This window comes from Rhizobium sp. B21/90 (assembly GCF_019355815.1).
Classification (GTDB): Bacteria; Pseudomonadota; Alphaproteobacteria; order Rhizobiales; family Rhizobiaceae; genus Rhizobium; species Rhizobium rhododendri.
The window spans coordinates 498,619-518,338 of the sequence record NZ_CP072163.1 but is presented as its reverse complement, the minus strand read 5'-3'; the positions used below and the strand labels follow the sequence as shown (position 1 = coordinate 518,338).

Below are 19,720 nucleotides of genomic sequence, written 5' to 3'. Positions count from 1 at the left end.
TTAGAGGATTCGACAACATTGCTTTAAATCGGACAGTCGCGGTTTCGGCGTACATAAATTCCCGCCATCAAAGAAGTCTAGCGGCTCGTCCGGTGCGCCGGGTCGCATTGTTGTAATAGCTCGAAGCCTGCTGGACCGAGCGATGACGCGACTGCTCCATGGCCTCGGGAAGCGGAACGCCGCGATTGGCCGCCTCGGTGAGATAACCTGATCGCAAGCCATGCGCCGAAAACTCCCCAGCCTCAAGCCCGGCCAGCGCTGCCCGATGCTTGACGATATCATTGACGGTCTTCGGATCGAGGGCTCGACGGGACACATTCCCCCAGCGATCAATCGCCCGAAACACACTGCCGCTGTCGATCCTGGCAGCCTCGAGCCAGGCGTTCAACGCATCGACCGGCCGGCCGGTGAGGTACACGACCTCATCGGTATCGGCACCACTGGTCTTGGTACGGCCGAGATGGATCGAGAGCGACAGGAGGGGAGGGGCGCCTTCAACGGCGATTGGAGGCTCGATCGTGAACTGTTCCCGCCGCAGCCCGGCGATTTCGCTGCGACGACGACCGCCGGAGGCAAAGGCCACCATCAGGATTGCCCGGTCGCGGACGTCGCGAAGACTTGTGCTGCGACAGGTGCCGAGCAGCTTTGCCAGCACATCTGATGTAACGGCCTGAGCACTCTTGCGTTTTCTTGGTCGCGGGTTGGCGCGAACAGCCAGTCGAATGGCCGATTTCAGGGAAGGGGAGGCGAAGACGCCATTCAGCCCGCGCCATTTGGTCAGGGTCGACCATGTCGCAAGCCGTCTACGAACGGTATCCGGCGCATGTGGTCCCACCACTCTGAGAAAGCCCTGACTGCGAAGGATTTCTTCGACGACGATAGGCATGCCATGCTGTGGATCGGTCAGTCTCTTTTCCGGATCCCAGAGATGATGGGCGACGAACTTTAGTAGCAATGCCTCTGGGGCCGGCCAAGGGAGGGATTTGCCGGTGGCAGCAAGCGACCAGGCCTGCAGATAGGCGAGATCCGAGGTGAGGGCGCGCAAGGAGTTGGCACCCATGCCTTCATTGACCAAGTGGCGAAGGGTTTTGACGTCCTCATCCGACAGGATTTCGGCGAGCTCGTCCCGTCGCCCCATCGGCAGGACGGCGGCGATCGTGTCGAGCTCTTCGAGCCGGCGGTTCAGGGCCTTGTCGCTTGATCCGCTCATGCCATCGATGACGCCGGATGCAATTTTAGGTCAGATTGCGAAAAGTCCCGGCCCTTACACAGGAGGGGCGCTTTGGCTATTGCAGACACCGCATAGGAGAAGCAGTCGCCCATGTTCAGGCTCGCTGGATGGCGCCCCTTTCCGAACCGCTCGAACGCAAGCTCTGCGGCATGGTAGTGGCGCTCACCAAACGCGACGGCCGTGACATTGGGCAGCGCGACCAACTGAGCGATGACGGCCGCAGCACCTGGAAAGTGCTTTCCCGCCAACACCATCCGGGCCTCAAGAAGGGTTGGCCAGCCCACGAGGATTTCTTCACGGCTCATAAGGGCGTAGAAAAGTTCCGCCTCAGGCTCGCCCAGCGCGGTGGCCACGATCGCTGACGTATCGAGAGCAATCATTTAGGCAGGCCGTTTTCGTCATACAGATCATCATGAGCCGACGTCGTGCCTGGCGGCACTAAGCGGCGCCCTTCCGCCATCAGGTCCCAAAGGATATCGGCCGGCGTCTTGGCTTGTTTCTCACGCAGTTCCTGGTCGTAGCGCTCGAGCGCTTGCTCGACGAGCCTGTTGATCGGCTGGCCGGTGCGACGAGCAAGCGCATGGGCCAGGTCACGCGCCTTGGCGCTGCGGATGGAAAGCTGTGGTTCGGACATGGTGATCCTCGACGAATTTTGACGTAAACATAGCTTTTGCCGGACAAGATGGCAACAATCACTGGCAAGATGGCTTACCTTCGATAAGGGGTACTTATCGGAGGTTAAAACCCCAACTGCCAATCATACCATGTGGCAAACCGCAATATTCAGATAGAGTTCCTATAACAAATCATTTACCATAGTTTCAATGGCTTACGATCTCGCGAAAATCAGCATTTCCACCTTGATGCGGCCGGCTTTCGACGCGGCAATCGCGCTCACACGTCTTGACGAGCGCATCGCCCGCTCGCCGGTCGGGCACGGCTTTATCGAGCGCAGCCAATTCACGGATGCCTGCGCCTCGCTGTGGATCGACGGCGAATTGGTCCATCTCGAAGACCTCGTGCTCCATGACGCCACCCGCGATATTCGCACACCCACCCATGAGCTGACAATCGCTCGCGACGTGCTGCGCACGCGTCGGCGGGCCGCCGGCCAATCCCCGGATTGGGCGCTATCTGCCGACGGCATCCGCTCGCTGCGGAAAACGTCGGAGATCGGGTCGGGCGGCGGGGACGAGGCGGCGACGGCGGGAGTTATTCGGGCGGCGGTCGCGATCGATCAGGAAGGAGACAGGGACGATGTCGACGACATCGAAGATCTCCCCGGCGTCGACTATGCCGCCATCGATGCGGTGTTGGCCCGCTCCGAAGCTGCGATCGAAAACGCAACGCGGCCCGGTCGCGCCAGTGCGGCAGACAGAGACGCACTGGTCTATGATCTCGACTGGGACGAGGATGCCCGGCTGGAGGAATGGCGCGGCGTGCTCCGACAGGTCCAAGACCTGCCGGCGGTGCTGCAGGCGATCGTCGCACTTGACGCCTGGAACGAATTGTCCGTCCTTCAGCACGCCCCTTGGCTCGGCCGGCTGCTGGCCGCGTCGATCCTGCGCCAGGCCGGCGTCACCACCGGCGCCCATCTTGCGGCGCTCAATCTTGGGCTCAAGTCCATTCCCGTCGATCGGCGCCGGCATCGCGATCGCGAAACCCGGCTGCTCGCCATCGCACAAGGGCTTCTGGCGACCGCCGAGATCGGACTGAAAGAAAATGACCGGCTGGCGTTGGCGCGCAAGATGTTCGAGCGAAAGCTGGACGGACGCCGGACTTCTTCAAAGCTTCCGGAGCTGGTCAAGATGGTGATGGCAAAACCATTGGTGTCGGCCGGAATGGTGGCCAAGACGCTCGAGGTGACGCCGCAGGCGGCGCGGCGGATTGTTTTGGAACTCGGCCTCAGAGAGATGACGGGGAGGGGGAGGTTTCGGGCATGGGGATTAGTGTAAGCGCAGATGCCAAGCTTCGGTATGTGGGCGAAGAGGCCGAATGCGACGTTGGAGCACTCAGTCCGTTGGATAAATACTTCATGAAACTAGGTAATCGCAGATTGCTACGGGTTGAATTGAATTCTAGGATCGGTGGCTTGGAAGAGCTCATCATTTTTTGAAGCATGGGCAAGACGACATTATCGTTGAGTGACCATGTTCGACATTGATCCGTCTCAGATTGAGGCATTAAGTAGCTTAGAGCTCGTTCAACTTCTTAAGCGCCTCCTTCACGCTGAGGCGCAATCGGCCAATGTGGCGCTAGGGAACATAAACGTCCCTCTGCAAATTACGATCGCCGATGGCGGGGAGGATGGCAGGATCGTCTGGAGGGACGGCGTCGCCTCTACGGATTATCTTCCTGGTCGTGACAATTTCTTTCAGTGCAAGGCAAGCAATCTGCGAAAGGCGGGCTGGAAGAAAGAGGTCTGGACCAAGTCGACACAAGGTAAGAACAAGATCCGAGAGTTGACGCCGGCACTAAAGTCAATATTGGCGGTCGGGGGTCACTACATTGGCTTCACAACCGAAGCGCTCACGGGGCCCAAGATCGACGACTACGTCCAAGCGATAAAGGACGGAATAAAGGAGGCTGACGCCGATCCTGCGGGCGTCGGCTCAATCAAACTGTACGGGAGCAACGAAATTGCTGAGTGGGCAACGCGCCATCCGTCTGTGGCTCTTTGGATTGGCGAGATAGCTCATCAACGCGCGCTCGCCGGTTTTGGGACAGTCGGAGCTTGGGGTAGGCGTCCTGATTTTGTCAGTCAACCTTATTCTCTCGACGAGGACAGCCGATACATCATCGGCCCCTCGCTTGAACGCAATCTTTCGGGCTCGGAAAATACTACGACTGCAAGGGGTGCCTGGGCAAAAATTATTGATCATGTCTCGATCGCCGGGCGCTCGGTCCGTGTCACCGGTGCCTCCGGGCTCGGAAAAAGTCGTTTCGTCTATGAGGCGCTTCGCACTTCAACTTCGATCTTGGCGGAGATCGTCAGCAACAGTGCAGTCTTTGTCGACTATCGAACTGTTTCGGCCACTTTGCTACAAGCCGCATCGGAGTTCGCTGCAGGCAAACGCGATACACTCCTCATCGTGGACGAATGTCCAAGAGATGTCGCCATCGATCTTGCGAGGGTCGCGGCGGCCGCGGGCAGTCTCCTTCGTGTCATCACGATAGACACCGACGATCGAGTTCTCGACAAGTCGGTCCTTCATATATCTGTTACCCCAAGTGAGGGCGCTTTGATCGCGTCGATCATTCGTGAAAGGAACCCTGGTATTGATGAAAGCTCCATTTCGCGGCTCCGTGACTTTTGCGGAGGTTACCCAAAGTTCGCGGTTTTGGCGGCGACAACCCCCAATATCGCGAACATACCTTTCGAAACCCTCGATGACATTGTCGATCGTGTCCTGACAGGATCAAAGATCAAAGGGGAAGAGGAAGTCAGGGCACTGGAGTGTCTGGCGATGTTTGATCGCGTTGCAATAGAGGGCGACGGAAACCCACTTGATCTTGTTGCATCGCAGCTCGGTCGAATGACTGGCGATGAGATGTATGAGCATCTCACGAAAGCGCAGACCCATGACCTGGTAGGCCGTTACGCAGAACAGTTTTCAGCGCAGCCGCAGCCGATTGCAGAGCATCTGGCAAAGCGGCGGCTGAAACTGGTGAGACCCTCGCTACTTAACCGGTTTATAAAAAGTGCACCGGATGAACTGGCGCTCTCCCTGCTTCGCCGATGGCGGTATATGGACACGTCGCCACTTATCCAAGAGGCGGCCGGTGCGGTCATTGCCGGACATCTCTCGACGACGGAGGCCGTGATGACAGCGCGTGGGTCGGCAATGCTCGACGCTCTCGTCCATATCGTTCCAGACCGGGTCGCACAGCTTCTCAACATTTTCGTTCTTCCTCTTTCTGCTGAAGATTTCAACTTGGCTCGCGAGGCTCGCGAGGCTCGCCGCTCGCTGGTCGAGGCTGCGGCAAAGCTTATGTTTCGATCCAAATCGTTCAACATCGCGTCACGACTGCTCATGAAACTTGCCGCAGCTGAGAATGAGGATTGGGCGAACAATGCGACCGGCATGTTCAAGCAGCTCTATCAGCTCTACCTTAGCGGAACAGAAGTGCCCCCAGGCCCTCGATTTGTGATCCTCGACGAGGGCTTGGAGACTGGCGATGAGGCGACCATGGCGCTTTGTGTCGAAGCACTCGAAAGCGTTTTTCTGAGCCACTATTCTAGGTTTGGCGCAACTAACGAGATAGGTTCTGGCGAGCCTTTACAAGACTGGTCGCCATCAACGTGGGACGAAGTCGACGCTTTTCACAAGGAGGGCTTAAGTCGCCTTCTGGCAGCGCGAAGAGATCATCCGCAATTCGCCGACCGATGCGAGGCGATCCTTGTTCGCGCGACGCGGCGCTTGTTGAGTACAAGGCTTTACAAGGAACATGCTCAGGCGCTGATAGAAATTGCTGAGGAAAAGGGCGGCTGGCCGGAGGCGATCGAGGCAGTTGGCGACTGGCTCTATTTCGACCGCAAAGAGGCACCGCAGGACGTTCGACAATACGTACGCGGTCTTTATGATTCTCTGTTCCCGAGCGATATGATCGATAAGGCGATCGTTTTCACGCGGTTTTGGTCATCGGACATTCGCGATCCAGACGCTGTATATAGGCAAAGCGATAACGACTTCGGTTACTCCGAACGCGCTGCTCTCGACCTTGCTGATAAAATCTCAGAAGACGATGACCTGGCACTGCTGGCGATCCGAAGAATGATGCCTCTCGATCTCAAGACCGTTGGACCTTTCGCCGAGCGGCTTGGGCAGCGTGTAAGACACCCTGAACAGGTTTTCGATACGGCACTCGCACTTGTTGGCCAAAGTGGAATGGGCATGCGAATGTTGCGCGGAATTCTGCGTGGGATCGATTTCGTAGACCACGCACTTGCTGACGCATCACTCCAGAAGGCCGTAGAAGCTCTTCACATCCTTCCACTTATCGATCTTTACTCTGCACTTTCGATCGACGGATCGCGTATTGAGAGAATCGTGGCGGAGTTGCATGCTGAAAGGATCAAGCCGGCGGAATGCGTCTTTCTGTCCTATGGACGCGGTCTCGACGAACTACCGGCAGAAAATGTATCGCGACTTTTGGACGAGCTAATCGACCATGGGACCGATGGCGCCTGGGCAGCCTTGGAAATCGCGACGATGTACCGGCACGGCAAGCCGATCTCCTCTGAGTTCGCCGAGAAGGTGAAGATGCTCCTCGTCAATCCAGAACTGATCGGCGGTAGTAGAAATCGCGGGAGGGATGAGCACCTCTTTGAGACCTTGCTCGTGCAAGTCCGCAACGTTGTCGGTATAGACGAAGAGTTCGGCAATGGCATGGCACAGCAAGTCCTACGGTTGGCGCAGACCGATGACTGGGAAATCATCTCCTCCCTCAAGTCCGCGATGCGCGATCTCATCAAGATGCTGCGCGATGACCAACCTGAAGTGCTCTGGGCATACATCGAGCGGTTTTTTGACGTCGCCACCCCGATCGAACTCAACAGGCTCGACGACATGATCGGTCCAAACGCCGATCGCTTCGACAAATCCGGTCACACCGAGGCGGGGCCGCTGTTCGGCATTGAAAGTGACGTCCTGTTTGCATGGGCAGACCAGTCTCCTGATCGTGCAGCGTTCCTGGTCGAATTCTATCCGACACTTTCGGATGATCCCGCTCATTCCGCTTGGCACCCCGCATTCGAGGAGTTGGCCAGCCGATACGGTATGACAAAGGAATTCCGCAAGGCGTTGGGTAACCGCATCCGCCCAAAATCGTGGTCCGGGTCTGTCGTACCGTTGCTCGAAGTTTACCTTAAGCCGCTTAAGGAATGGTCGAAGCACAAAATTCCGACGCTGGCGACGTGGGCGAAAGACCAGGTTCAGCAGCTGGAAAGCCGGATCGAGCGGGAAAAGGAGTATGAAGGACGGTAATTTCGCGCTGGGTTCATCGACGTTGAAGTCATGCTTCAATGCGCTGCGGCATGATCAGCCTGATTTCTTCGGAGACGGGAAGTACATATGGCTGCCACTTGAGAGCCTGGCAAGGATCGCCAAAAGCTTTGCCCCATCTGGGGGCAACATAGGTCCGAAAACACTTGTCAACTACCGCCGACGGCTGCAATCTACGATTGACAAACTGATTTGCGAGAAGCCGGAAAAGCAATGCGTTTTACAGTCGTACCCTATGCCGATCGTGCCCGACGATACCAGAGTGTCACCGGCGAGAATGAAGCTTTTCTCATCCGCGACAATTGGGACGACTATGGGTTCAAGACCACATTCTCACTTATCTACTTTGATGCGGAGGGTGAGCGACTGGACGTTGGTGAAGTGAAGATCATGCAAGCCGGAATGACCGGTGGCTATACGCCCATCGAAGAGACTTTCGAAACTCTAGCTCCCGAGTTCGCTGCTCTCGGTCAGGGCCAGGACTACTACGAGAACCTCCTCGAGCTTGAAGACGAGATCCGGTTCGAGATCTTGAATGCACTTCGGGACGTAATTTGGAACCAGGTTAAACGTGAGGAAGTCGAGCGGGAGGATGCGTACACCATCTCGTTGATGCGGAGCGTCGGAGACGCACGCTTCGGCAAGCTCGTTTCTATCCTTCATCACGATGCCGTCCTAACCTCCTTCAACTTCACCTACGAGTTTCCTGATGTCGAAGAGGAGATTCTTTTCGAGGTCACTCCAAACAGCCGGCCGCCATCCAATATCCATGTCGTAATCGGCCGAAACGGCGTCGGGAAAACAAGACTGCTAACATCTTTGAGTTCCTTGCTACGCAACGGTCGCGACAAGCGTCTCGGCCGTCTGCGTTTTCATGATGACGACGAAACCAAGGCAAAAGATCAGTTCGCCAACCTTATCACGGTGGCGTTCAGCGCGTTCGACAGCTTCGATCCCCCGCCTCGCTCAGCCGCAGGGCCATTGCGCAGCATGAAGGCCGGTACAAGAAGTGGCATTGAGTACACCTATGTCGGCCTCAAGAAGCGCATTCGCAAGGGTGATGAACGGGCGACTGGCAATAAGAATGAGGCAGATCTCCAGAAGGATTTCGTAGAGAGCACGTTGCGATGCCTGCGCAGTGCGAGCCGACCGCGTTGGCAGGCCGCAATGCGACTGCTCGAAGCAGATCCCCTGTTTGCGGCCCTCAGACTTTCCGACTTGCCCAATCTCCCGGCAAACGAGATTGAGGGAAGGGCTGGAGAGCTGTTTGAAAGCGCCAGTTCCGGCCATAAGGTTGTGCTTCTGACGTTGACGCAACTCTCTGAACTTGTAAGCGAACGAACCCTGGTTCTCATCGACGAGCCGGAGGCACACCTTCACCCGCCTTTGGTGATGGCGTTCGTGCGAGCTCTCTCAGATCTCCTGACCAAGCGAAACGGTGTTGCAATCCTTGCTACGCATTCGCCCGTCGTGGCTCAAGAAGTCCCCGCTAGTTGTATCTCTTTGATGTTTCGCCCTGGAGGGGAGGTTCAGATCGAGCGCCCGGAGATCGAGACGTTTGCCGAAAACCTTGGTGCCCTCACCCGCGAGATTTTTAGGGTGCAAGTCACTGAAAGTGGCCACCACAATCTGATCGCGAACGCCGTCTCGGAGTCGCGAAACATCGATGATGTCCTCGAAATCTTCGGTAACAGGGTCGGAGCAGAGGGCAGGGCACTTGCACGTTCGATGCTGCGGACAGGTCGCTAATGCTGAGTATAGCTCTCCCCGAAGATGATGCCGGCACGGTCTTTTCGGCATGCGCCACACGCGCGCGACCCGTCGCTAAAAGGGATGTCCTGCTTGCACAGCGCCCCTGGGTCGAGGCCCGGGCAGCCCTCTACCTCGAACACGCTCAACAGAATTCGCTTCATACGTTCGATCCTCAGGATCCCGATGACATCGACGCTTCTGAACTCAGCGGCGTTTATGCTCGAGTTCTGGTGAAGGGCGGGGAGCGCGACACGTATCTTCGGCTAAAGGGTCTGGCACGGTATGGTCGCTGCCCGCTTTGCGCGCAACGCGATGTCAAGACGCTCGATCATTACCTTTCTAAAGCCGACTATCCAGAATTGTCGGTTTTTCCGGCAAACCTCGTTCCATGCTGTTTCGATTGCAACCACGAGAAGGGCACGTACCGCGCGCAATCGGCCGATCAGCGGCTTTTCCATCCGTATTTCGACAATTGGAGCCAGCATCGTCTCATCAAGGCGTCGCTCAATATTGGGCAAGGTATCACTGTAACATATTCCGTTCGAGAGCCCGAAGGAATTGACGTCGAGATCTTTGGGAGAGCAAGGCGGCACTTTCGCAAACTGGGCCTTGCGAAGCTGTATGGCGATCACGCCGCAGTTGAGTTGGTCGAGCGAAAGTTGGCGTTCCAAGAGATTTTTGACGCCGACGGAACCGAAGGATTGCGGGACGAGATGGAACGCGAGGCGCGCAGTCGTCTCCAGCGTAATCGAAACAGCTGGCAAACAGCCTTGTACCGGGCGCTTTGGTGCAGCGACGCTTTCTGTGAGGGAGGCTTCGAACAGATTGACGAACCTGAAGACTAGTTTGGGCACCGGTCCCCATCTGACGACGAGGGAGCAGGCGGCATTCCTCCAGAGGCTTTCCTTATGATCGGCTATCGCAAGAAGTCTTTCTTCCAGGCGCACGCACTTTTCGCAAAGATCCGCAAGAACCTTGATGACCTCAAGGCTTTGCGGGAACTGCAGATCCATTTGGCGCGCGAGATCATTCGTACAGAGCGCGCGATCCGGGCACTCAAGGCGGAAACAAACTCCGCCACGATTGACGAGAGACGTCGCAGCTTCCTGCCGAGGCGGATCCAGGGGCATCGGTTTTCCGCCTACATATGGAGGTCATTCGGAGATGCGGTCGCCCTTACCTATCTCGACAAGTTCGCGCTGAAGGACACCTATTATCGGACCGGTCAGAAGCGACCGAAAGCCGATGCGGGTTTTCTCAGCGGCAAGGATGGCTTGCAGCACGAACTAGGGCTTCTGTTCAGCGCTCTTGATCATAACGTGCCGGCGATCCTGACCGACCTTACCAACACTATCCGTCACGGCGATATCTGCCTTATGGGGGCGAGTGATCCCTACCTCATGGAGGTGAAGGCAGCACCGTCGCGCAATCCACGTGCGCGCAAGCAGAAGGATAGCCTTGATATCCTGCGGAATTTTTATGAAACCGATGCATCGAGCCAGTTGTGGGGAAATCCAGATCTGCGCCGGGAGGCGTTAACAGATCCTGAGGTCAGCTATTCATCGCAACTGAACGAATGCATCGATGCCGCATTGAGAACGGGCTTCGCGTCGGTGAGCCCCGAAAACGGGCTCACATACTATGTGGTGAGGTCCGACACCAAGGTGCCTGATCCGGTTGCCCAATTTCGTGATGCCCGCGCGCCGTGGGTGTTCATTTGGAATGACCCGCTCGAGCGCCTCAGTTGGATGCCCTATCTGCCACCCACGGCATCGATCGTAAATCCGGAGCATCTCTGGGCAATGCTGCGTGGGATAATTTCGATCGCGATTGTCGTAGATATGGTCGGTCTCGAGGAAATCGTTGCGGAACTTGGCTTCGAGGGACGGTTCGATCCTCAAGAGCCTAGCCATCCGCTTTTGATTTCCTTCGGGTCGAATGCCGGCTGCATGTGGATCTCGCAAGATATGCTTGGCCGTGTTGGCATGGAGTGCGTTTCGCCACGATGGCTCGTCAAGAACAGCATTGACACCTTTCTTCGGGCGAGTTCGAAAATTCCCGTAGTCGCGGAAGGAAGCCTGGAATCGCACGGCCTGCAGATGATGGACGAAGAGACTATTCGGGATTTCGTCCGGATGGGTCTGCCGGAGGGTATGCAGATTGCCATCCGCAAACGAGGCAGTGAAAGCAGCTCAGCCGGGCGTATTAAAAGCTGATGTGGAAACGAGTTATTATCCTATCAAGAACCGCGTCGAGAATGCCACCCATCCCGGCCGCGGCGGCCGGGCCGAACAAACGGGAATCGCCACAGGGGGCGATATCTGGCGACAAGTGTTACTGCTTTCCACGACCGCTAACGCTTGCGTTTCATTGAAGCTTGATGATGTCACATGAAGATCGCGATTGCCCTTGGGCTTCAAGTCTTCGAACAGATAGTAGCTCAATCTGGTGCCTGCAACAGCCAATGCAAGCTCGGAGGTCCCTCGCTCGACTTTCCCGCCGTGCGGCGCGATCACGCAAACGCTAGCCGGGCGTTTGACGACCGGATCGCGCAGCTGAAATCGTCATACCTTAAGCAGCCGAAGTCGTGACCTTTCATACCATCGTTCAACGAGATAACAGAACAGCGCTTGCGCTACCCATGGCAAGAAAGCCCTCGATCCCTCTTCGTTAGAGCGTCCAACAGAAGCAGAATACGCGGCTCCAATGTCCTGCCCGTCAATCATTTATTTGCACGGGTCCTTTAAAAGCGGCTAAGGTCCAGAGTTGTTACGAAACGAGATATTTTCTCAATAAAGGAGCATGCGAGGATAATCCATGAGCGTACTGTCAAACGAACAAAAGCTCCAGATTCAACAATCGCGTGAGGCTTCCGCACCGACCCGCAGGATTGTTTCCCCTGGCCTGGAAGAAATACTTTACGAAGCGATGCCTGTACTTGATCATGGCTTCGTTCGGGTCGTCGACTATATGGGTGATGATTCCGCTGTGGTTCAAGCGGCGCGTGTGTCATATGGCCGGGGTACTCGACAGGTCAGCGAAGACCGAGGTCTCATCAATTATCTGTTGCGTCATTGGCATACGACGCCTTTTGAGATGGCCGAAATCAAGCTTCACGTCAAAATGCCGATCTTCGTCGCAAGACAGTGGATCCGCCACAGGATGGCGAATGTCAATGAATACTCTGCACGCTACTCGATACTTGACCGGGAATTTTACATCCCAGCTCCGGAACAACTGGCGGCGCAATCGATCCAGAACAGGCAAGGTCGCGGGAACGTCGTAGGCCCGGCTGAAGCTGAGCGTATACTCGAATTGCTGAAAGAGGATTCACAGCGGTCATACGATCACTACCTGGACATGTTGAACCATGACGAAACCGGGAAGCCAATTGACGAGAATAGGCAGGGCCTCGCACGCGAACTGGCGCGCATGAACCTCTCGCTTAATTTTTACACCCAGTGGTACTGGAAGACAGATCTTCACAATCTCATGAACTTTCTGAGGCTTCGCGCTGACGCGCACGCTCAGTATGAGATTAGAGTCTACGCTGACGTTATCTTGGATGTTCTTAAAAAGTGGGTACCCCTGACTTACGAAGCGTTTCGCGAACACCGTCTGGACGCGGCGACGTTCTCGGGCGAAGGCGTAAAAGCGTTGCGACGGATGCTGTCCGGCGAGAAAGTCGAGCACTCCGATACCGCGATGTCGAAGCGAGAATGGGATGAATTCATGTCGATCTTGGCAAAACGGTAGTTTTCCCGCCATGGCATCAGGTCCAGAAGCTCGTGATCGTCTTGCTCAAACCGCTATGTACGACAAGGTGGAGTCAGCGCTCAACCTCGTAAACGAGCGCAAGAGTGGTTTGACCGTCCCAAACAAATGGGCGTTCGAGGCGCGAGCCGGTGGTTCGGTGAGCGGCGCACAACTGGCCATCACCTGGTCACGTAGAAATGAACCAGAGGCAACACTCTATCTCAACAACGATGTTGAACCTGAGCTTGCCGCGAAAACACTGCTCGACAGAACCTATGGTCTCATAGCGGCATCATTTGCGGATCGCATCATTGGCCGCGACGGCGCCAGAGACGTGAGCGCCAGTATGCTTCGCCGCGTGGCCAATCGGCTGAACGAACTCTACACTGGAAGATTTGACGAAATAATCCACGGTCAGTCCCTTCCTCTTGTCTCTATAGATCATCTTGAGCGTGCCGGGCCGAACCCCTTTCTTTATCATGCGAGGACCGGGGAAGTTCTGGGTGATTTTACCGGTCTCGTACGGCAGGCGCTAGACCGTCTCATACAGAGGAACAGGCTTAGAATTGAAGATGTCGATGTCGGCCTGCTTGCCAGCCTCTTCAGAGAGCTTTTCTCAAACACTCATCTCCATGCGAGAACGGATCTAGAGGGCGCGCTCTATCGCCGCTCCGCTCGTGGAATCGTGTTCGCTCTGAGGCCGGTCGATATTCCGCACGATTCCTTTGCAGCCGGATTGCCGGTTCTCAAGGAGTATATCGAAAGCATGGAGCGTGAGGCGGCTCGGCCGCGGGTCGAATTCCTCGAAGTTTCAGTGTTCGACAGTGGGCCAGGCCTAGCCGCACGAACACTGCGCTCCCTCGTCCCGGCCGACTTGCCGATAGAGCGCGAGTATGAGCTCGTGCAGAAGTGCTTCCTGAAGACCTACACCTCGGTCTCTAACCCAGCGCATGGGTGGGGCCTACCGCGCGTAATGCATGCCCTGAAATCTTCTGGCGGTTTCATGCGGCTCAGAACCGGTCGTCTATCGCTGTGTAAGTGGTTCCCGCCAGGTATCAAAGATCCCCGCGTCACAGCTGACGATCTGCGGTTCACGGACATCGGTGGCGGGTCTCCGAAACGTCATGCGCGCGTTGAAGGGGCTGTCTTCACAATCCTCATACCAGTTGGGCTCGGCAACTAATGAGCGCTTTTTATCACTTTCATTGGACACGCGAGGAGCACGCCGATTGTCTGGTGCTCATGACAACGCTTACCGACTTCGTGCAGCACGACTTCATGGAGATTGTTGATCAGGACTTGATCAGCGGCAATCCTTATCCTGAAGCGCTCATCGTCATTGTGCCCGCGGATGCCGCGCAAGAAATGAAGAGCGCCTTGACGGGCATGATGGGCTCTGAAGCTCTTTTAAGACTTCCCAGTGACACAGCGATTATCCTTGCAACGTTTGACGAACGGGGGAGGGTCGTCGTTTCCGACGTCCTCCAAGGCGAGCTGACACTCGGCAGTGAGGATTTTACCGCCATTGTCCGCGCCGGCACGCTCCACCTCGTTAAGTCACGCGAGGCTGTTCTCGAAGCACCCCCTGGGCATCACTTCGTGCACCCGAAGCGAAAACATTCTCGTGCCTTCTTCCGAACGGCGAACGCGCTGATCCAAGGCGAAGAAATAGGTTTTCTAGCCCTGGTCCTCCTGCCCTATCTCGGTGAAGCAGACGAAAAAGTCTGGATTGATTCCTCCTCGATAGCTGCGCTGGTGTACGCGGCATATGCATTGAAGGGCCGTCTCACCAAAAAGATCACTTGCATTCAGATACAGAGCTTCCTTTCCTATGAAGGGGTCGATCGGCTCCAAGTTCAAGATCCCTCGAAAGAGCTGGTCCTGATTTCCGCTACGGCAAGCGGTTCCCTTCCAGAGATCGTGGCCAGCAAAACGCGATTGCCGGAAGACCGCATCATTACACTCTTTTCGACATCGAAACAGCCATCCGGAACCGTCGTTTTCGATGCCCGCGAGACGATCCGCGGGCTCGAGCCCCTCATGCTCGAGACCTTCGATGCCACCCAGTGCCCATGGTGCCGGGATGGGTCGCGACTGATTACCTTCGTTGGAGATCAATTTCTCGCGGATGCCGCGGTTGTGCTGCCTTACACCATTGTCGAGACCGCGGCCTCGCCAGCCCTCAGAGCGATTATGCAGAAGTATCGCGCCCACAAGGCTTTCAGCCTTCGGCTTCACCGAGAGCGTCCGGGTCACGGCCTGTTTGTAGACTTGCAGCACACTTTGCTCGCTGCAAACAATCGCGCAGCTATCCGCAAAATGGTGCAGCGAAACATACCCGCCTCGACGTCACACATACTTCCTACGGAAGGCAAGGACAGCGAGCAACTTGCAGCAATTGTTGCGGATGAGATAGAAGCTCTCGGCCTCCCGAGGCCGGAGATACTTTCGAGCTCGTCAGTCGGCGTTGCGACAAAAGACCGTAGAGGCGTTGTGATCGTCGCTGCCACGATCGGTTCAGGGCAGTCCTTCCAGGATGCATCTCGTGACCTCCGAACACCCTTTAAAAACCTCCCTCGTACCTATTTTGCAGGCGTCAACAAGCATAACCTGGCTGAGTACCAAGGGACTTTGCTGAAAGATCTCGAACACAATAACAGAGAACACAAGCATATCTTTTGCGTCGTTGACGCGATGACGCTGCCCCATGAGAATCAATTTTCATCTTGGCAGAAGGAGCTGACGTTCTGGAGGAAGGTCAAAGCAGATCTCCCGGCGCGCTACAAAACGAGCAAAGTCGTCAGCTTCATCGAGCGCAGAATACGTATTCTTTTGCGCGATATTCTAGAGAATGACTTTTTTCTGAACAACACGGCAGAGCTTCCCCTCGAGCTGAGGCCTAGCTTCGCGTTTTGGGATAGCGCTTATGATACAAAGACTATCAAGCAAGGAGATGTTTTCGCGACGATCGCCAGCATCCTGGAGAGTCGGCGGAAGCCATCGAAGGCGAAAAGTTCGCCCGATCTCGCGCAATCCCCATTTCATCTGACGATACTATCAAGCGAGAATTTTACGCGCTTCAATGATGGTATCATCCAGGCTTCGCTCCTTCGCGCAGCGTTTCCGCATGAGCTGAGCTACGCCCACACGACCACAGCAAATCACAGCGCCAAGATTGGCCACCTGGTGTTAAAAATGTTGGAGCGGCATGCCGAAAACCAAGGCGAGGCCGTCTTGGAGTTTGTCGTCGCACTAGCGACCCGTCAGATGACGTTAGCAGCGGTCGACCTCGAGCGAATCGTCTCATTTCCCAAGAACAAGTTGCCGAAGCTTCTGGCCGCAGTCCTGCCCTATGTCCTCAAGGACGAGCCTTATGCCGAAACGGCGGGTTTTGAAACAGATGTACCCGCGTGACATACACGTCAGGCGGAGCGGATTTCATTTCAAACGAGGCTCGTAGAGAATTTACCGTAACCGCTGTTCCGCCCCCAGGTTGTCGTCGCCCTCTGATTTGGGATCGCATGTCCAAGGGCGAGCTACGGGAGTTTCTCCATGGAGAGTACATTGGAGATTCTCACGATTAGGAAGCCTGGACGCGAGCTTCACCGGCACTGGCGGGACAAGTTGAAGGCGCAGATCGTTCCAGAAAGCCTTCGGCCAAGTGCCATGGTGAATGAGGCCGCAGCGCGACACGGTTTGAAGTCGAACCGCCTCTGCACCTGGCGGACCACGGCGCGACAGGGTAAGCTGGTTCTACCTGCTCCCGAGTTTGCAGCGGTGATCGTCGATCCACCGGTATCGGAGTCGCCGATCAAAAAGGCCAGCCGTCCTGAGATCATCTGCTCTTGCGAGTTCAGCCATGTCCATTTACTTTCTCGAGCATTCATAGGTCGTCCTCGCCTGCGGCCAATTCACATCGCATTCCGGCGTGGGAATCCTAAGCAAGCGCCGTCATCATTCGTCCCAAAATGAGCAAGGATCAAATCGATCGTGAATTCGGTAGAAGTATGTTGTTCCCGACGCTTTCACTTCGTTGACCACATAGGCTGACGGCGTCCTGCAAACAACCTGGATTTGGTCATCTGCAAGAGCCGCCAGGCAGAATGCTACAGCATGGGTCTTTGGCCCAATTGCAAAACAGGTTGTGCTTCCGGTGCGGCTCTTCAGTACGCTTGTGGCAACCGCCGCAATCTCATGGAGGCCAAAATATTCCTGTCGAACGCCTGAAACTGCACTGAGCTGGTCCAAGGCAGGCTTTTCGCGATCAATCACAGAAGACGGCAGCCGGCGTTGACCTTCCGTGATGTGGAACAACACGAGCTTGTTGGGTTCGAAGCGATCGACGATCGGGCTCGCCTGTGTGAGTTCTGCGCCTACGGAAATATAAAGATCGCGTTTCGTCGGGACATAATTGTCCGCTTCCAGATAGGGGATCTGTGCAGATGTCCATTCACCCTCGGAGATCAGGGAACTCTGCTGCCCAGATAGATCGGTAGTAGCAATCTCAATTTCATATTTTTCAGCCTCTGAATAAACGATGTCGATCGAGGAAAACATCTCGCGTCGAAATCCGAGGCCCATCAGAAATAGCAAATACCTCTTTGGAATGCAGGTCATGTCCATCAAGACCCGCAAGGCCCGCCCCTTGGTGCGAGCGATTTTCGTGATCTCCGCCTCAAGCGCCTTAGCGTTTTCAGTGAATTGCGAGGAGCGGTGAAGGTCGAGAAACTTGGCATCGGACAGATGTACTTCAATTGCCTCGCGATGTTGTTTCTTGCGCTTTTCCATCTCAGCATCGGATGACGCGAAATGTATGATCAACGTCTGGTCGGCTCGACCCGCCAGTAGTTCTGCGCAACCATGGCAGCGACTTTCCCAACTCACGGCCGCCAGCACCAGATCGTAACGATCGCGAAGCGGGGTTTGATCCTTGAGAATCTGCTCCGAAATACTGAGCGTACCGATTGGAACATCACTAATCATCGAAGCTGATCACCTCGGGACGAAGATTAAGCGAAAGCTGCAGAGCTTCAGACGAGCCGACTTTTCGTGCATATTGCCGGGCCCACTCGTCGGCTTTGGTGTCGAGCGCTCCGACACATACCTGGAAGAGGACGTCCTCCGTGAGCCTGACAGGCTCATAGGCACCCCGGTATGAGAACATAAATCGAGGCGCGAAACGCCGGTGCAGGCGGAAGCCCGTGATCTTTGGCGCCTCCTCTTCCTCTTCATCCACTGTGCGCTTGGACGTCGTTGCACGAAGATATCCCGCGAGTTCAGCGCGGTGGATAATCTGATTGACTGCCTCGATCTGAGCGGCGTTTGCCGCATATGTGCGCGCCTGCTCCACGAAGAACAGCCCTCGTTCCGAGGTTGCAAGCGCGGACGCGTCTTCAAAATCCGCCTGAAGATAGTGTGTTAGCCGGCCAAGCGCATTGACAAACCTGAGGACTGCTTCCGCATTTGAATCCGTTAATATCCCGATCCCGTCATAGAACGCGTCGCTTGACGCATAGATTGCATCGGTCTGGAGCTGGTTTGCGATCTTGCCGCCAGATCGTACAAATCTCTCCAGAATATCCTCGGGCGATCGGGCCTTTGTCTGCCGCGTGAAGCGATCAAAAATCTCCGCCATGATCTCGAGAAAGTCTCGGATCGAGCCGTCTGCCAATGCGGTGACGATGCTCACTCCCGAGAGGGGCAGTTTTCGGTAGCCAAGGCGGTTCGCCAGATGAAGCATCGCTCCAACGTTCTTACGGCGCAACCAAGCTTGCTGGCTCCTCGATTTCAGCATCCTGGCGTTCTTCTCTAGCCTCGAGTAATCATCCAGGGTCGGAATTGCCGTGAAGTTTTCCTTTGAGCCGGTCCAATGCAGAAGGACGTAGGCCTGGTAATACGGAGGCGCGGAATTTGCGGTCTTTCCGAGTCCATAATGGCTCAAACCCAGACCGTCGAGGTAGTCGGCAGCTTTCTTGATCTGCACTGCCAGTGGGGCTGTGGAGCGCTTGATCATCGTGTCGATCATGTCATTGACCACGACGGTCCCGAGGCGATTTTTGAGAGAGAAATAGTTTGCGACTTCGGATCCGGAGATTTGTGGCCTCCGGTCCTCCTTGATCGAGAAATAGACCCTCAGACTGGCAACCGCTTCGCATAGTGCAAGGAATTCCGGACTTCTTCGATCGTCCAGGGAAAGGACGCGCCGATCCGCATCGGTGAGAGGTTGTTCGTCAATAAACGTGTCGCCGGCTTCGATCGCTTCACCCACCGAACAGACGACCCATGAAATCGGAAACCGGCTTTTGCGAACCAGCGTGTTGACGGATTTCCGCTGAAGAGGGCTCATCACTTCACAGTCGTCAAGGCAGAACTTGAACCCAAGTTTTGTGCCGCCTGGACTTTTCGCGTGTTCGACCGCCCTGGAAAGCTGTTCGATTACAAATGCCAGCAACTCGTAAGGCTCTCGAGCCGGCAACATCGGCAAAAGGCCGGGTACCTGGCCGCGGCCGCAAGCCTCGTTCATCCTCCTTACAAGGGTCCGGAGCGTCCTTGCGAGATCTAGGAAGGTTCTTGGTGGTCTTTCCGTGAAGGTCAGCAGTTGCGGGAACTCGTCACAGGTATTGGTGACGAGCGAAAGCTCGTCCCCGGCTGAGAGTGACATCACCCCCTCAAGGCGCAACTGATGCGTCGCCGATAGCGCCTTTTCGGCAGCGATCAGCTCCAGAGCAAGTGAGTAGAAACGGAAGAATTCATAATCTGGGTTGGGTGATCCCGGAAAGATTTCATTCCAGCCCATGTATCCCATTGATCCCGAGACATGGTCAGGCAGCCGTATATAGATTCCAATATGGTTGAAGTCTGAAATATTTTTTTGGATCTGCAGAGACGGATTATTGAGCAGGTCTTCCCAGCATATGCTCCTTAGCAGGGTTGTCTTGCCACTACCGCGACTTCCATAAACGTATACCGATTTGTC

Annotated in this window: 15 protein-coding genes; 9 read left to right on the top strand and 6 right to left on the bottom strand. The window is 55.8% G+C overall.

The features are described from left to right. Positions 1 to 67 precede the first annotated feature (67 nt). The 3 genes from J5278_RS20595 to J5278_RS20585 are packed head-to-tail and all read right to left on the bottom strand — an operon-like array spanning position 68 to position 1,865. A complete protein-coding gene (locus J5278_RS20595) occupies positions 68 to 1,210 on the bottom strand; it encodes a site-specific integrase (RefSeq protein ID WP_209186145.1) in 1,143 nt (380 codons plus the stop codon). Then, entirely contained in the window at positions 1,207 to 1,611 is a 405-nt protein-coding gene (locus tag J5278_RS20590; protein WP_209186146.1) for a type II toxin-antitoxin system VapC family toxin, read from the bottom strand. The genes J5278_RS20595 and J5278_RS20590 overlap by 4 nt, the downstream gene beginning before the upstream one ends. Then, positions 1,608 to 1,865 carry a type II toxin-antitoxin system VapB family antitoxin gene (locus J5278_RS20585; RefSeq protein ID WP_209186147.1) on the bottom strand — a complete coding sequence of 86 codons (258 nt, stop codon included), beginning with the start codon at positions 1,863 to 1,865 and terminating at the stop codon, positions 1,608 to 1,610. The genes J5278_RS20590 and J5278_RS20585 overlap by 4 nt, the downstream gene beginning before the upstream one ends. Before the next feature lie 181 nt (positions 1,866 to 2,046). Between J5278_RS20585 and J5278_RS20580 the strand changes: the two genes are divergently transcribed. The 5 genes from J5278_RS20580 to J5278_RS20560 all read left to right on the top strand — a co-directional run bounded on the left by J5278_RS20580 (position 2,047) and on the right by J5278_RS20560 (position 11,204). After that, entirely contained in the window at positions 2,047 to 3,186 is a 1,140-nt protein-coding gene (locus J5278_RS20580) for an RHE_PE00001 family protein (RefSeq protein WP_219259178.1), read from the top strand. A gap of 195 nt (positions 3,187 to 3,381) precedes the next feature. Beyond that, positions 3,382 to 7,218: a hypothetical protein gene (locus tag J5278_RS20575; RefSeq protein ID WP_219258968.1), complete on the top strand. Its 3,837-nt coding sequence runs from the start codon at positions 3,382 to 3,384 to the stop codon at positions 7,216 to 7,218. Positions 7,219 to 7,449: 231 nt separating this feature from the next. Further along, the gene (locus J5278_RS20570; RefSeq protein ID WP_219258966.1) at positions 7,450 to 8,985 is read left to right on the top strand and encodes an AAA family ATPase; all 1,536 of its coding nucleotides are present in this window, start codon (positions 7,450 to 7,452) and stop codon (positions 8,983 to 8,985) included. Then, positions 8,985 to 9,833, top strand: coding sequence for an HNH endonuclease (locus tag J5278_RS20565; RefSeq protein ID WP_219258965.1), 849 nt, complete (start codon positions 8,985 to 8,987; stop codon positions 9,831 to 9,833). Before J5278_RS20570 ends, J5278_RS20565 begins: the two co-directional genes overlap by 1 nt. A 63-nt stretch (positions 9,834 to 9,896) precedes the next feature. Next, positions 9,897 to 11,204, top strand: coding sequence for a hypothetical protein (locus J5278_RS20560; RefSeq protein ID WP_219258963.1), 1,308 nt, complete (start codon positions 9,897 to 9,899; stop codon positions 11,202 to 11,204). Positions 11,205 to 11,219: 15 nt separating this feature from the next. On the opposite strand, the gene J5278_RS31660 is transcribed toward J5278_RS20560, so the two are convergent. Next, entirely contained in the window at positions 11,220 to 11,504 is a 285-nt protein-coding gene (locus J5278_RS31660; protein WP_219258961.1) for a poly-gamma-glutamate hydrolase family protein, read from the bottom strand. A gap of 301 nt (positions 11,505 to 11,805) precedes the next feature. Here J5278_RS31660 and thyX point away from each other — a divergent pair, with 301 nt between their 5' ends. The 4 genes from thyX to J5278_RS31655 all read left to right on the top strand — a co-directional run bounded on the left by thyX (position 11,806) and on the right by J5278_RS31655 (position 16,716). After that, on the top strand, positions 11,806 to 12,744 hold the full coding sequence (gene thyX, locus J5278_RS20550; protein ID WP_219258959.1) for an FAD-dependent thymidylate synthase: 939 nt from the start codon (positions 11,806 to 11,808) through the stop codon (positions 12,742 to 12,744). Positions 12,745 to 12,799: 55 nt separating this feature from the next. Next, positions 12,800 to 13,927 carry a hypothetical protein gene (locus tag J5278_RS20545; RefSeq protein ID WP_257623460.1) on the top strand — a complete coding sequence of 376 codons (1,128 nt, stop codon included), beginning with the start codon at positions 12,800 to 12,802 and terminating at the stop codon, positions 13,925 to 13,927. Beyond that, positions 13,927 to 16,158, top strand: a complete 2,232-nt coding sequence (locus J5278_RS20540) for a hypothetical protein (RefSeq protein WP_219258955.1) — start codon at positions 13,927 to 13,929, stop codon at positions 16,156 to 16,158. The genes J5278_RS20545 and J5278_RS20540 overlap by 1 nt, the downstream gene beginning before the upstream one ends. Positions 16,159 to 16,296: 138 nt before the next feature. After that, positions 16,297 to 16,716, top strand: a complete 420-nt coding sequence (locus J5278_RS31655) for a transposase (RefSeq protein ID WP_374109205.1) — start codon at positions 16,297 to 16,299, stop codon at positions 16,714 to 16,716. On the opposite strand, the gene J5278_RS20530 is transcribed toward J5278_RS31655, so the two are convergent. Both J5278_RS20530 and J5278_RS20525 read right to left on the bottom strand, forming a co-directional pair. Further along, positions 16,699 to 17,727 (bottom strand): hypothetical protein, encoded by a 1,029-nt coding sequence (locus J5278_RS20530; protein ID WP_219258951.1) that lies wholly within the window; start codon positions 17,725 to 17,727, stop codon positions 16,699 to 16,701. The two genes, J5278_RS31655 and J5278_RS20530, sit on opposite strands and share 18 nt — an antisense overlap. Then, positions 17,720 to 19,540, bottom strand: a complete 1,821-nt coding sequence (locus J5278_RS20525; protein WP_219258949.1) for a hypothetical protein — start codon at positions 19,538 to 19,540, stop codon at positions 17,720 to 17,722. Before J5278_RS20525 ends, J5278_RS20530 begins: the two co-directional genes overlap by 8 nt. Positions 19,541 to 19,720: the final 180 nt, after the last annotated feature.

Coding starts and splice junctions, on each gene's coding strand:
- J5278_RS20595 (WP_209186145.1), bottom strand. CDS start 1,210: ATGAGCGGATCAAGCGACAAGGCCCTGAACCGCCGGCTCGAAGAGCTC.
- J5278_RS20590 (WP_209186146.1), bottom strand. CDS start 1,611: ATGATTGCTCTCGATACGTCAGCGATCGTGGCCACCGCGCTGGGCGAG.
- J5278_RS20585 (WP_209186147.1), bottom strand. CDS start 1,865: ATGTCCGAACCACAGCTTTCCATCCGCAGCGCCAAGGCGCGTGACCTG.
- J5278_RS20575 (WP_219258968.1), top strand. CDS start 3,382: ATGTTCGACATTGATCCGTCTCAGATTGAGGCATTAAGTAGCTTAGAG.
- J5278_RS20570 (WP_219258966.1), top strand. CDS start 7,450: ATGCGTTTTACAGTCGTACCCTATGCCGATCGTGCCCGACGATACCAG.
- J5278_RS20565 (WP_219258965.1), top strand. CDS start 8,985: ATGCTGAGTATAGCTCTCCCCGAAGATGATGCCGGCACGGTCTTTTCG.
- J5278_RS20560 (WP_219258963.1), top strand. CDS start 9,897: ATGATCGGCTATCGCAAGAAGTCTTTCTTCCAGGCGCACGCACTTTTC.
- thyX (WP_219258959.1), top strand. CDS start 11,806: ATGAGCGTACTGTCAAACGAACAAAAGCTCCAGATTCAACAATCGCGT.
- J5278_RS20545 (WP_257623460.1), top strand. CDS start 12,800: ATGTACGACAAGGTGGAGTCAGCGCTCAACCTCGTAAACGAGCGCAAG.
- J5278_RS20540 (WP_219258955.1), top strand. CDS start 13,927: ATGAGCGCTTTTTATCACTTTCATTGGACACGCGAGGAGCACGCCGAT.
- J5278_RS31655 (WP_374109205.1), top strand. CDS start 16,297: ATGGAGAGTACATTGGAGATTCTCACGATTAGGAAGCCTGGACGCGAG.
- J5278_RS20530 (WP_219258951.1), bottom strand. CDS start 17,727: ATGATTAGTGATGTTCCAATCGGTACGCTCAGTATTTCGGAGCAGATT.
- J5278_RS20525 (WP_219258949.1), bottom strand. CDS start 19,540: ATGGGCTGGAATGAAATCTTTCCGGGATCACCCAACCCAGATTATGAA.